At 69.5% G+C, this 13,011-nt stretch carries 9 protein-coding genes; 6 read left to right on the top strand and 3 right to left on the bottom strand.

From position 1 onward, the window contains the following. Positions 1–11: 11 nt before the first annotated feature. On the bottom strand, positions 12–851 hold the full coding sequence (locus tag JWP83_RS08645) for a hypothetical protein (RefSeq protein WP_297728682.1): 840 nt from the start codon (positions 849–851) through the stop codon (positions 12–14). Positions 852–872: 21 nt separating this feature from the next. Beyond that, positions 873–1,079 (bottom strand): Rv1535 family protein, encoded by a 207-nt coding sequence (locus tag JWP83_RS08640; protein WP_297728679.1) that lies wholly within the window; start codon positions 1,077–1,079, stop codon positions 873–875. 587 nt (positions 1,080–1,666) lie between these two features. Here JWP83_RS08640 and glmS point away from each other — a divergent pair. The 5 genes from glmS to JWP83_RS08615 all read left to right on the top strand — a co-directional run bounded on the left by glmS (position 1,667) and on the right by JWP83_RS08615 (position 10,582). Then, positions 1,667–3,544: a glutamine--fructose-6-phosphate transaminase (isomerizing) gene (gene glmS, locus JWP83_RS08635; RefSeq protein WP_297728676.1), complete on the top strand. Its 1,878-nt coding sequence runs from the start codon at positions 1,667–1,669 to the stop codon at positions 3,542–3,544. Positions 3,545–3,557: 13 nt separating this feature from the next. Beyond that, on the top strand, positions 3,558–4,271 hold the full coding sequence (locus JWP83_RS08630; RefSeq protein ID WP_297728673.1) for a rhomboid-like protein: 714 nt from the start codon (positions 3,558–3,560) through the stop codon (positions 4,269–4,271). Positions 4,272–4,334: 63 nt separating this feature from the next. Further along, positions 4,335–6,923 carry a carboxylate--amine ligase/circularly permuted type 2 ATP-grasp protein gene (locus JWP83_RS08625; RefSeq protein ID WP_297728670.1) on the top strand — a complete coding sequence of 863 codons (2,589 nt, stop codon included), beginning with the start codon at positions 4,335–4,337 and terminating at the stop codon, positions 6,921–6,923. A 1-nt stretch (position 6,924) separates the two neighbouring features. Next, positions 6,925–8,706 carry an N-acetylglutaminylglutamine amidotransferase gene (locus JWP83_RS08620; RefSeq protein WP_297728667.1) on the top strand — a complete coding sequence of 594 codons (1,782 nt, stop codon included), beginning with the start codon at positions 6,925–6,927 and terminating at the stop codon, positions 8,704–8,706. A 4-nt stretch (positions 8,707–8,710) separates the two neighbouring features. After that, on the top strand, positions 8,711–10,582 hold the full coding sequence (locus tag JWP83_RS08615) for an alpha/beta fold hydrolase (protein ID WP_297728664.1): 1,872 nt from the start codon (positions 8,711–8,713) through the stop codon (positions 10,580–10,582). 6 nt (positions 10,583–10,588) lie between these two features. On the opposite strand, the gene JWP83_RS08610 is transcribed toward JWP83_RS08615, so the two are convergent. Then, positions 10,589–11,509 carry a class I SAM-dependent methyltransferase gene (locus tag JWP83_RS08610; RefSeq protein ID WP_297728662.1) on the bottom strand — a complete coding sequence of 307 codons (921 nt, stop codon included), beginning with the start codon at positions 11,507–11,509 and terminating at the stop codon, positions 10,589–10,591. A gap of 73 nt (positions 11,510–11,582) precedes the next feature. Between JWP83_RS08610 and JWP83_RS08605 the strand changes: the two genes are divergently transcribed. Continuing rightward, the gene (locus tag JWP83_RS08605) at positions 11,583–12,998 is read left to right on the top strand and encodes an NAD(P)H-hydrate dehydratase (RefSeq protein ID WP_297728727.1); all 1,416 of its coding nucleotides are present in this window, start codon (positions 11,583–11,585) and stop codon (positions 12,996–12,998) included. Positions 12,999–13,011 lie beyond the last annotated feature (13 nt).

The raw sequence follows: 13,011 nt of genomic DNA, 5'->3' as shown, positions 1-13,011 counted from the left end.
GTGGGCCGCAATCACTTGAGCAGCGCGACGACCTTCTCCTCGAGGGCGACCGGCTCGGCCCTGGGATCCAACTGATCCGTCCGCGGCAGCTTCACGTCCGGATCGGCGAAGTCGCGATACTTCTTGTCACCGCCCAGCGCATAGAGCAGGTAGCCGGTCAGCAGCGCCCGCACCGATCGCTGGGTGCGCCGGTGCGGGCCGGCCAGCCCGACCACCTTTGTCGGTCGCCGGCCCTCGACCAGCCCGCCGGGTTGGGCCTTGCTGACGATGCGCAGCGTGGCCGCGTCCCACACGGCGGCCAGCGCCAGCGCGTTAGAGTTCAGCGATTTCGCGTCTCCCGGCGCGGCCAGGATCAGGCCCGGGACTTTCAGCGCCGCGGCGGGCTGCTCGGCCGGGGGACTGGTGACCGACGGGAAAAGCGCCGCCACCGCTGCGGGCTTGTCTGCCATGCCGGCCGCCGCGAAAACCGCGGCCGAGCCGCCGAACCCGTGGCCCACCACGCCGAGCTTGGCGGGATGCACGCTGATGTTGCCGGGCCCGAGGCGCACCCCCGCCACGATGTCGAGTGCGGTACCGAGATCGAAGGCGAAGTTCAGCACGGAGGGCGCCAGGCCACGCTCGGTGTCGGGGGCGCCGGCCACGATGCCCCAGGACGCCAGGTGCTCCAGCAGGCCCGAATAGCGAGCCGCACCGGCGAGCCAGTCATGGCCGAACGCCACGCCCGGCAGGCTAAGGCCCGCTTCGGGGGTGTACACCACCCCTGGCAAACCGGCGAAGGCCAGGTCGCCACGCAAAACCCGGTGCGGTCCACGGCGGCTGAGGGCTGCGACGAGCTTGCGGATGCGGGCCACCCGTCGACGTTAGCGCATGGCTTAGGCCAGGACCTCGATCAGGCCCACCCGCCACAGCACCGCGTACAGCTGGCGCAGCGGGATGCTCAGCAAACGGGTCGCGGCATCCACCATCGGGTCAGCCCCGGTGCCGATCGGCGACTGGCGGGCCCGCTTCGGCGCTGGCCTTACCGTCAGCCGGGGCGCCGGCGGGGACGTCACCACGTCGTCGTACAGAACAGCGGTCATGATTCCCTCCTGGAAGATGCTGCGCTGGCGAAAGATTCAAGATTTGTCTTTTTATGAATGCGGCGCGACGCCGGATTCTCGATTTGCGTTTGTGTTTGCGGGTTCCGGAAAATCACACGTCCATGTGTTAGCTGGACAGTCGACGTTGATATCCGCTGAAAGACTGATGGCACGAGGACAGTCGCAAGGTGGTGCAGCGATCGCGCGTGGCGGTTGCCGCAAGGCCCTGCACTGTCGTGGTCATGCGAGCGTCAGCACCGTCCCTTTCCGCTGGCCCCCGGTGCCGTCGATCTCGCAGTTCGCATTACTCCCCGGTGGTTGCCAGCACTAGCCGTTGCCGCGAAGCTTAAATGCACAGTTTGGTGTGGCAATGACGCGACCGAAAACGTCGGAAATACATCAGGTGAAAAGAGCTTCGGGTTTATGAATAAGGCATGAATTCAAATGAACCCGAGGTGGCGCCCGCCGGCCGGGTTTCGTCGGCGGTTCCGGCCCGCGCCGCCTGCCTCGTGGCGGCTTGCCCGGGTCAGGCCCAGGTCAGCCGTGTAAAAGCGGCGCGCGGGGATAGCTGCCGTACCCTAGTCAGAATGTGCGGGATCGTCGGCTACGTCGGGCAGCGCCCGGCCTGCGAGGTCGTCATGGACGCGCTGCGCCGGATGGAGTACCGCGGCTACGACTCGTCGGGAATCGCGCTGGTCGATGGACACGGCAAACTCACCGTGCGGCGCCGCGCCGGCAGGCTGGCCAACCTGGAAGAGGCCATCAAAGAAACAGCCGAGATGGCGCCCGCATCGCTGGCCGGCACCACCGGCCTAGGCCACACGCGATGGGCCACCCACGGGCGCCCCACCGACCGCAACGCGCACCCGCACCGCGACGCCGCCGGAAAGATCGCCGTCGTCCACAACGGCATCATCGAGAACTTCCCGGCCCTGCGCCACGAGCTGGAGGCCGCCGGCGTCGAGTTCGCCAGCGACACCGACACCGAGGTGGCGGTGCACCTGGTGGCACAGGCGTACCGCCACGGCGAGACGGCGGGCGACTTCGCCGCCTCGGTGCTGGCGGTGCTGCGCCGGCTCGAGGGCCACTTCACCCTGGTGTTCGCCAGCGCCGACGAGCCGGGCACCATCGTGGCCGCCCGCCGGTCGACGCCGCTGGTGCTCGGGATCGGTGACGGCGAGATGTTCGTCGGCTCCGACGTGGCGGCGTTCATCGAACACACCCGCAACGCCGTGGAACTCGGGCAGGACCAGGCCGTCGTCATCACCGCCGACGGCTACCGCGTCACCGGCTTCGACGGCAACGAGGACGCCGCGAGTGCCCGAGTTTTTCATATTGACTGGGACCTGGCCGCGGCCGAAAAGGGCGGCTACCCGTACTTCATGCTCAAGGAGATCGCCGAGCAGCCCACCGCGGTCGCCGACACCCTGCTCGGGCACTTCGTCAACGGCCGGATCGTCCTCGACGAGCAGCGCCTGTCGGATCAGGAGCTGCGCGAGATCGACAAGGTTTTCGTGGTGGCCTGCGGCACGGCGTATCACTCCGGGCTGCTCGCCAAGTACGCGATCGAGCACTGGACCCGGCTGCCGGTCGAGGTCGAGCTGGCCAGCGAATTCCGCTACCGCGACCCGGTGCTGGACCGCAGCACCCTGGTCGTCGCCATCTCGCAGTCCGGCGAAACCGCGGACACCCTGGAGGCGGTCCGGCACGCCAAGGACCAGAAGGCCAAGGTGCTGGCGATCTGCAACACCAACGGCTCGCAGATCCCGCGCGAGTGCGACGCGGTGCTGTACACCCGCGCCGGCCCGGAGATCGGCGTGGCGTCGACGAAGACGTTCCTGGCGCAGATAGCCGCCAACTACCTGGTCGGCCTGGCGCTGGCGCAGGCCCGCGGCACCAAGTACCCCGACGAGGTCGCGCGCGAGTACCGCGAGCTGGAGGCGATGCCCGACCTGGTGGCCCAGGTGCTCGGGACGGTCGAACCGGTGGTCGCCTTGGCGCATCGCTTCGCCCAATCGCCGACCGTGCTGTTCCTGGGTCGCCACGTCGGCTACCCGGTGGCGCTGGAGGGCGCCCTGAAACTCAAGGAACTGGCCTACATGCACGCCGAGGGGTTCGCCGCCGGCGAGCTCAAGCACGGCCCGATCGCTCTGATCGAGGACGGCCTGCCGGTCATCGTCGTCATGCCCTCGCCGAAGGGCCAGGCCACGCTGCACGCCAAGCTGCTGTCCAACATCCGCGAGATCCAGACGCGCGGCGCGGTGACCATCGTGATCGCCGAGGAGGGCGATGACACCGTGCGCCCCTACGCCGATCACCTGATCGAAATCCCCTCGGTGTCAACCCTTTTACAGCCGCTGCTCTCGACCATCCCGCTTCAGGTCTTCGCCGCGTCGGTCGCGCAGGCCCGCGGCTACGACGTCGACAAGCCGCGCAACCTGGCCAAGTCCGTCACCGTCGAATAACCGGGGTCAAGCCGTGGCGAACACATCCGTGCGGGCTGGCCTGCGCAGCATGGGGCTCGCGGTGTGGCACTTCGTCAGCGGTGCGCCGCTGACCTACGGCTGGCTGTTCGTGCTGTTGATCACGACGATCATCCAGCACGAGCTTCCCAGGCGGCAGCTGCACGCGGCGCTGCTGCACCGTTCCACCAACATCCATGCGTTGGCGACGGATCCGCTCAATGTGCTGTTTTCCAGCCTGCTGTGGATCGACGGCAGGAGTCTTGAGCCATACCTGCTGCTGTTCACGCTGTTCCTGGCGCCCGCCGAACACTGGCTCGGGCAGGTGCGATGGCTAACCGTGGGATTGAGCTCACACATCCTCGCCACCTACATCAGCGAGGGCCTGCTCTATTTCGCGATCGAGGAACACGATGCCTCGGAGCGGCTGATCCACGCCCGCGATATCGGGGTTAGCTATTTCCTGGTCGGCGTGATCGCGGTGCTGGCCTATCGCATCGCGCGGCCCTGGCGGTGGGGTTATCTCGGGGTGCTGTTCATCATCTTCGGGTTCCCGCTGATCACGATGGACCGCGTCGAGCTGAACTTCACCGCGATCGGGCACTTCACCTGCGTCCTCATCGGGCTCTGCTTCTACCCGATGGCCCGCGCCAGGGGCGGCAGGCAGCTGAATCCGGCGGAGATCGGGCCCGCCATCCGGCGACGCCGCTCTTCCGGTCCGTCGGACTAACGGCCCTTCTGTAGCATGAAGCGGTTAACGCGGCGGTAAAGACGTGCCCATAGCGTGGGTGACATGCGACAACAGTCGCCTCGAACGCTGGGCGCCGAAGAGGAGTTCCACCTTGTCGACCTGAAGACAAGGCGGCTGACCGCGCGGGCCCCCGAACTGCTGGCCGGGCTGACCGGGGACTACGTCGCCGAGCTGCAGAGCTGCGTCATCGAGACCAACAGCCGGGTCATCGATTCGCTTGACGACCTGCGCGTCGAACTCGTCACCCACCGCCGCGTCCTGACCGAGGCGGCGGACCGCCTGGGCATGGGGGTGGTGGCCGCGGGGTCGGTCCCGCTGGCGGTGCCGGCCGAGATGCGGGTCACCAGCACACCGCGGTACCGCCAGATGCTTGCCGACTACCAGCTGCTGGCGCGCGAGCAGCTGATCTGCGGCACCCAGGTGCACGTCGGCATCGACGACCGCGACGAAGCGGTCGCGGTGGGCCACCGGCTGTCGGCGTACCTGCCCACGCTGCTGGCGTTGTCGGCCAGCTCGCCGTTCGCGTCGGACGGCTCCGACACCGGCTACTCGAGCATGCGCACGCTGATCTGGCAGCGCTGGCCGACGACCGGGCCGGCGGCCCCGGTGCAGTCGGCCGAGGAGTACGACCGGTTGGTCAACGACCTGGTGGCCAGCGGAGTCATCACCGACGCCGGGATGGTGTATTTCGACGTCCGCCCGGCGACCCGCGCGCCGACGCTCGAGCTTCGGGTGTGCGACGGCTGTCCGTCCGTGGACACCGTCGTGCTGATCGCCGGGCTGTTCCGGGCGCTGGTGGAACGGGAGGTCAGGGCGCTGCGCGCCGGCCGTCCCGCGACGCTGCTGTCCCCGGCACTGGCCCGGGCCGCCCTGTGGCGCGCCGCGCGATCGGGGCTGGAGGGCGACCTCGTCGACGTCAACGGCCCGGCCGGCCGGGCCGCGGCGGAGGTGGTCAACGAGTTGGTCGACTCGCTGCGGCCGCAACTGGAGGACAGCGGTGACTGGGAAATCGTCAGCGAATCAGCGAGCCGGGCACTGGTCACCGGCACGTCGTCGGCACGGCAACGCCGGGCGCTGCGCCGGCGCGGGCGCCTCACCGACGTCGTCGATCAGCTGATCGCCGAGACCGCCGGCCACTGGCCGGCCAGCGCTAAAGCCGCGGGCGAGCCGACGCTGTTCCATGCCTACCGGGGTACCGTCGACGCCGGCTATGACGAGGCCGTCGACGCCGAGGGCCGCCCGCGGCAGGAGTATCGGTCGATCCTCGACACCCTCGCCCGCCTCGGCGCGGCGCAGCTGCGGTCCCGCGAGGCGGGTATCGAGCAGGAGCAGCGCGCCGACAACATCACTTTCCGGGTCAGCGGTCAGAGCCGGGCGCAGCTGTTCCCGGTCGATCTGGTGCCGCGCATCGTGGCCGCCGACGAGTGGGCGCAGTTGTGTGAAGGCCTGGCTCAGCGGGCCCGGGCGCTGGACGCGTTCCTGCGCGACATCTACTCCGAGCACACGATCGTCGCCGACGGCGTCATCGGCATGCAGGCTCTGGACCGGGCACCGGGGTTCCGCTCGACGGGCCGGCTGGCCGGCGACACGGTGCGCGCGCACATCAGCGGCACCGACATCGTCTGCGACGGGCCCGGCCGATGGATGGTTCTCGAGGACAATCTCCGGGTGCCGTCGGGCGCCGCCTACGCGATCGTCAACCAGCGATTGCTGGGCAAGCACGTCCCCGAGCTGCAACCGCCCGCCGCGATCGAGGACGGCGACCAGGCGCCGCAGCTACTGTTGGATACGTTGCGGGCGGCGGCACCGGCGCACGTCGGCGACGAGCCGGCCGTAGTGCTGCTGTCCGCCGGATGGGAAGACTCGGCGTGGTTCGAACACACCTTCCTGGCCGAGGAGATGGGCGTCGCGTTGGTGCAGCCGTCCGACCTGGCGGTGCGCGACGGAAAGTTGGTGCGGCACATCGGTTCCAGCGTACGGCCCATCGACGTCGTCTACGCGCGGATGGACGAGGACATGCTGCTGTCTTCCGCCGGATACGACGGCGCGCCGCTGCGGCCGGGGTTGCTCGCCGCGATCGCCGACGGCAACCTCACGATCGCCAATGCGCTGGCGAACGGAGTGGCCGACGACAAGGCGATCTACGCCCACGTGCCCGCCATCATCGAGTACTACCTCGGCGAAAAACCACTGCTCGCCCAGGTTCCTACCTGGATCTGCGCCGAGCGCGAGCAGCGCGACTTCGTGCTGGCCAACCTCGGCGACCTGGTCGTGAAGCCCATCGACGGCCTGGGCGGAACTGGCGTGCTGATCGGGCCGGAGGCCTCCGAGGCGGCGCTGGAGGCGCGCCGGCGCGAGCTGGTCACCCAACCGGAGCGGTTCATCGCCCAGGAGACGGTCGCCTTGTCCACTCATCCGACCTTCGACGGTGACGGCGTATACCCGCATCACGTAGACCTCCGCGCGTTCGTTCACCTGCGGGCCACCACCGGCGGCTCGGTGTCGGCGCACGTGCTGCCCGTGGCGTTGACCCGAGTCGCGAGCCGGGGCTCGCGAATCGTCAACTCGTCGTCCGGCGGGGGCAGCAAGGTCACCTGGCTTCGCACCGGCTCAACCGCGGGCGGCCGTTAACGTGTGCGGCGTCTGCGGTGAGATCCGCTGGGACGGGGGGGCTGCCGACGTCGGCGCGGTCACCAGGATGACCGGCGCGATGGCCTCGCGCGGGCCCGACGACGAGGGCGTCGTGGCGCATGGCCCGGTCGCCCTGGGCCATCGGCGGTTGTCGATAATTGACCTCTCCACCCGGGGCGCGCAGCCGATGGTCGACAGCGAACTCGCGCTGACCCTGGTGTTCAACGGCTGCATCTACAACTACCCGGAGCTGCGCGAAGAGCTGCAGGGCGCCGGGTACCGGTTCTTCTCGACCGCCGACAGCGAGGTCGTGATCAAAGCGTTCCATCACTGGGGTGCCCGCTGCGTCGACCGATTCAAGGGGATGTTCGCGTTCGCCGTCGTCGATCACGACTCTGGGGTCGTGACGCTGGCGCGCGACCGGCTGGGCATCAAGCCGCTGTATCTGGCCGCCGCGCCCGGCCGGCTGCGATTCGCGTCCACTGTGCGGGCGCTGCTGGACGCGGGCGGCGTGGACACCGAACTGGACCGCCACGCGCTGCACCACTACCTGACCTTCCACTCGGTGGTCCCGCCGCCGCGGACGATCTACCGCGGGGTGCGCAAGCTTCCGCCCGCAACGGTACGGGTCATCCAGCCCGACGGCGCCTACGCCGACACCGTGTACTGGACAGCGGGATTCGGGCGCGATCCGGACAAGGCCTCGTGGTCGAAGGGCGACTGGCAGACCGCGCTGATGGATGCGCTGCGCACCGCCGTGCGACGGCGGATGATCGCCGACGTGCCCGTCGGGGTGCTGCTGTCGGGCGGCATCGACTCCTCGATCGTGGTGGCGCTGCTCGCCGAGCAGGGCCAGCGCGGGCTGGCCACGTTCAGCATCGGATTCGACTCGGCCGACGGCGAATCCGGCGATGAGTACCTCTACTCCGACCTGATCGCCAAGACCTTCGACACTGACCACCACAAGATCCACATCGACGGCTCCCGGCTGGTCCCGGCGGTGCCCAAAACCATTGCCGCGATGAGCGAACCGATGGTCAGCCACGATTGCGTGGCCTTCTACCTGTTGTCGGCCGAAGTCAGCAAGTCGGTCAAGGTGGTGCAGTCCGGCCAGGGCGCCGACGAGATTCTCGCCGGCTACGATTGGTACCCGCCGCTGGCCACCGTCGCGCGCGAACAGACCACCGAGGCTTACGCGAAAGTGTTCTTCGACCGCAGCCACGACGACGTGCTGTCGATCCTCGCCCCGGAGTACGGAATCGACGACGACGTGAGCTGCCGGTTCGCGGCCGAGCATCAGGCCGCGCCCGGCGCCGAGTCCGCCGTCGACGCGGCACTGCGGCTGGACACTCAGGTCATGCTCGTCGACGACCCGGTGAAACGCGTCGACACCATGACCATGGCGTGGGGTTTGGAGGCGCGGGTGCCATTCCTCGACCACGACTTCGTCGAGCTGGCCGCTGCCTGCCCGCCCGGGCTGAAGCTGGCCTCCGGCGGAAAGGGCGTGCTCAAGGAGGCCTCGCGGGCATTGCTACCGTCTGAGGTGATCGACCGGACCAAGGGCCACTTTTTGGTGCCGGGCATCCGCCATCTGCACGGCGAGGTGCTAGAGATGGTGCGCGATGCGTTGACCAACGATGCCGCGAGGCGCCGCGGGCTGTATCGTGCCGACGTCGTAGCCAACCTCCTGGCCGCGCCGAACGAGACCCGGACCACGCTCGGCTCAAACGCCTTGTGGCAGTTGGCGGTGCTCGAGATGTGGCTGCAGAGCATGGAAGGGTGAGGCAATGGGAGAGCAGGTACGCGCGCTGTATGGCGCGTCCCTGTCCCCGGACGCCACCGCGTTCGCCCACCTCATCGACGACGGCGGCTATCCCCGTGCGGTACAACGCTTCCTGCGTGGCTGGCGGGCCAGCTCGTCCCGGGATGTCGAGCTCCCTGTCGAGGGCCCGGTTTCTCGTGTCATCCACTCGGCGAACGGCCATTGGCTGGCCTGTGAGGTGGCACCCGAGGGGAGCACCCGAACCCAGATCTGGGTCGTTACCACCGATCCCGATGACCGGATGGCCCGGCGCATCGACGGCGAGGAGGCCGGGACTGCCGAGCTGATCGGGTGGGATGGCACCCGGGTCGCCGCGATCCTGACCGGTGAGGACGGAGTTGGGCAGTCCTCCCTGATCGATCCGACGGATGGCCGTTGCACCGTGCTGGACCGCCGATCCGGCGGGAAACTCGTCGACGCGTGGGCCAGCGCGTCGCTCATTCGGGTCGGTCCGCGCGGCTACCGCGAGATGATCATGCTGCACGGGCAGACCGAGATCGCCCTGTTGCCATCCGATCCCGGGTCTTGCACCGAAATCGGCGTCATCCTCGACGACCACCATCCGCGCCGCGTCCGCTACGGCCCGACGGGGGAGCTGACCAAGCTGTACTACCCGGACCTGGGGGGCCGCGGTTACGTACGGGCGCTGGTCCGCAGCGACAATGGCTGCGAGCACGCCCGGCTCCTCGAGGTGACGGTTACCCCGGACGGCGTCACCTACTTCGTGGTGGCCGAGCGTCCAGACTGCGACCTCGACGAGTTCGCCGTAAGTGACGACCTGTCCACCGTCGCCCTGCTGTGGAACCTGCAGGGCCGCAGCGAGTTACAGATCCTCGAGTACACCGACTACACGCTTACCGAGCCGATCCCGCTGCCCGGCCCGGTAGCCACCGAGCTGTCCATCAGCGCGGGTGGCTCGATGGTGGCGATGACTGTCGAAGGGCCGTCGCTGCCGCGGACCGTCGAGTTGGTCGACCCCCGTTCCCGGCAATGGGAGTCCGTCGACCGCGAACCCTCCCGCGGTCCGGTGATCCCCGGGTTCTCCGCCGCGGCGGCGTGCGAGACGATCACCGCACGCGACGGACTGAACCTGAATGCGTGGTTGTACCGTCCTGCGGGCGGATTCCAGGCAGGCGCGGTCGTGTACCTGCACGGCGGTCCCGAAGGCCAGGCCCGCCCCCGCTACAGCGAGATCTTCTCCCGGCTGGTCAGCGACGGGATCACCGTGCTGGCGGCCAATGTCCGCGGCTCCGGTGGTTTCGGTCGGACTTTCGTGCACGCCGACGACAAGGAGAAGCGATTCGGGGCCATCGACGACGTCGCCGACTGCGCGCGCTTCCTCGTCGACAACGACCTCGCCGACCCGGCGCGCATCGCCTGCGCGGGCTGGTCGTACGGCGGCTTTCTCACCGTGGCCGCCTTGACGTTTCACCCGGACCTGTTCGCTGCGGGCATCACGATCTGCGGAATGAGCGACCTGACCACGTTCTACCGCAACACCGAACCGTGGCTCGCCGACGCCGCATATGCGAAGTACGGCCACCCGGTCAACGACCGCGAGTTGCTCGAGCGACTGTCTCCGCTGCGCCGGGTCGACGCGCTGACCGCGCCGTTGTTGGTCGTGCACGGGTCCAACGACACCAACGTGCCGGTCAGCGAATCCGACCAGGTCGTCGAGGCGCTGCGCCGCGCCGGTCGCGACGTGCGCTACCTGCTGTTCACCGACGACGGGCACGGGATCGTCAAGCGGGAGAACCGTGCGGCGCTGGCGGCGGCCATGAGCGAATGGCTGACCCGGGCGTTCAACGCCGCCCAAGGCCTCGGTCGCGGCGCCTGACCGCGCCTAGGCCCGGATCGCGGTGACGTAGCCGAGCGAGGCGAACGTCGCCTCCCCATCCACGCCGGGCGTCGATATACCCTGCGCTGCAAGCAGATCGATCGCCCTCGTGGTGGTGGCTGCCCAGCCGTGGGCGTTCAGGTACTCGACGACGTCGTTGCGGTCACCGCCGTACCAGAGGTCAGTCATCTCCACGTCGAAGCCGTGTTCACGCCAGCGATCGGTGGCCTCCCGCATCCGGTCAGCCATCATCGGCACCGAACGGCTGGCGTCGGGCAGGTTCTCTGTCGCCAACCGACTGCCCGGCGCGCTGAGCAGGGTGACGTTGTCCAGCAGCGCATCCTGGGCTTCCGGTGGCAGGAACGGCAGCAGGCCCTCGGCGCTCCACGCGGTGGGTTTGGCGGGGTCCAGTCCCGCTTCGCGCAGCGCCGCGGGCCAGTCGTGGCGCAGATCGATGGCCACCGAACGCCGGTCAGCCGTGGGTTCGGCGCCCAGCTCGTTCAGCGTCGCGGTCTTGAACTCGATGACCTGCGGCTGGTCGACCTCGAACACCGTGGTCCCGGCCGGCCACGCCAGCCGGTAGGCCCGGGCATCCAGACCCGACGCCAGGATCACCGCCTGCGGGATTCCCGCGGTCGTCGCCTCGATGAAGAAGTCGTCAAAGAAACGGGTGCGCACGGCCATCATGTCCCGCATCCGCGCCATGCCGAACTCGGCGTTGTCGTCGACCTCGGCGGGATCCACTTCGCCGCTGGCCAACCGGGTGAAGAAGTCGACGCCGACCGCGCGCACCAGCGGCTCGGCGAACGGGTCACTGATCAGTGGGTTCTCGCCGCGACTGGCCAGCGCGCGCCCCACCGCGACGCCGGTGGCGGTGGCGCCCACGCTGCTCGCCAGGTCCCAGGTGTCGTTGTCGGTCCGTGCCATCTGCGCTCCCCTTGTCCGCCGTTTGATCCGAGCCGTGCGCGAGGATACGCCCGGACATGGAATGCTTGCGTTGATGCGGCACTACTACTCCGTGGAGGCCATCCGCGACGCCGAAGCGCCGCTGCTGGCCAGCCTCCCCGACAGTGCCCTGATGCGCCGCGCGGCCTTCGGGCTGGCCACCGAGATCATCGCCGAGCTGACCGCGCGCACGGGCGGGGTCGCCGGCCGGCGGGTGTGCGCGGTCGTCGGCTCGGGCGACAACGGCGGTGACGCGCTGTGGGCGGCGACCTTCCTGCGCCGCCGCGGCGCGGCCGCCGACGCGGTGCTGCTCAACCCGGACCGCACCCACCGCAAGGGGCTGGCGGCGTTCCGCAAGGCCGGCGGTCGCATCGTCGAAAGTATCTCGACGGCAACGGATCTCGTCATCGACGGCGTGGTGGGCATCTCAGGCTCGGGCCCGTTGCGGCCGGCGGCGGCCGAGGTGTTCGCGGGTGCCGGGGAGATCCCGGTGGTCGCCGTAGACGTCCCCAGCGGCATCGAGGTGGCGACCGGCGCGATCACCGGGCCCGCGGTGCACGCGACGCTGACCGTCACCTTCGGTGGGCTCAAACCCGTGCACGCGCTCGCCGACTGCGGGCGCGTCGAGCTGATCGACATCGGGCTCGACCTTCCGGATACCGACATGGTGGGTTTCGAGGCCGCCGATGTCGCGGCGCGCTGGCCCGTGCCCGGCCCCCACGACGACAAGTACACCCAGGGCGTCACGGGCGTGATGGCCGGCTCGTGCACCTATCCGGGCGCCGCCGTCCTGTGCACCGGCGCCGCCGTCGCCGCCACCTCCGGCATGGTCCGCTACGCGGGCAGCGCACACACGCAGGTTCTCGCGCAGTGGCCCGAGGTGATCGCGTCGCCCACCCCGGCGGCGGCCGGGCGGGTGCAGGCGTGGGTCGTCGGGCCAGGGCTGGGCACCGACGAAGCCGGGGCCGCGGCGCTGTGGTTCGCGCTGGAAAGCGACCTTCCGGTGATCGTCGACGCCGACGGGCTGACCATCCTGGCGGCCCACCCCCAGCTCGTCGTCAGCCGGGACGCGCCGACGGTGCTGACCCCACATGCCGGCGAATTCGCCCGGCTGGCCGGGAATCCGCCCGGCGACGACAGGGTCGGCGCGTGCCGGAAGCTGGCCGACACGTTCGGCGCCACGGTGCTGCTCAAGGGGAACGTCACAGTCATCGCCGACCCGGGCGGCCGCGTTTATCTCAATCCCGCCGGGCAGTCCTGGGCGGCCACCGCCGGGTCCGGCGACGTGTTGTCCGGGATGATCGGCGCGCTGCTGGCGTCCGGGTTGGCGGCCGCCGAGGCGGCCGCGGCCGCGGCGTTCGTGCACGCGCACGCGGCCGCGCTCTCGGCCGCGGACCCCGGCCCAGGTGAGGCGCCGACGTCGGCATCGCGAATCGTCCCGCACATCCGGGCCGCCCTGGCCGCCCTCTAGCTCCCGAGAGAAA

The organism is Mycobacterium sp., assembly GCF_025965855.1.
GTDB lineage: Bacteria > Actinomycetota > Actinomycetes > Mycobacteriales > Mycobacteriaceae > Mycobacterium.
Note: the sequence above shows the minus strand (reverse complement) of the source record. Positions and strands in the feature narration are given on the sequence as shown.

Excerpts from the sequence above, each read along its gene's own strand:
- JWP83_RS08640 (WP_297728679.1), bottom strand. The coding sequence starts at position 1,079 with ATGACCGCTGTTCTGTACGACGACGTGGTGACGTCCCCGCCGGCGCCC.
- glmS (WP_297728676.1), top strand. The coding sequence starts at position 1,667 with ATGTGCGGGATCGTCGGCTACGTCGGGCAGCGCCCGGCCTGCGAGGTC.
- JWP83_RS08625 (WP_297728670.1), top strand. The coding sequence starts at position 4,335 with ATGCGACAACAGTCGCCTCGAACGCTGGGCGCCGAAGAGGAGTTCCAC.
- JWP83_RS08615 (WP_297728664.1), top strand. The coding sequence starts at position 8,711 with ATGGGAGAGCAGGTACGCGCGCTGTATGGCGCGTCCCTGTCCCCGGAC.
- JWP83_RS08610 (WP_297728662.1), bottom strand. The coding sequence starts at position 11,509 with ATGGCACGGACCGACAACGACACCTGGGACCTGGCGAGCAGCGTGGGC.
- JWP83_RS08605 (WP_297728727.1), top strand. The coding sequence starts at position 11,583 with ATGCGGCACTACTACTCCGTGGAGGCCATCCGCGACGCCGAAGCGCCG.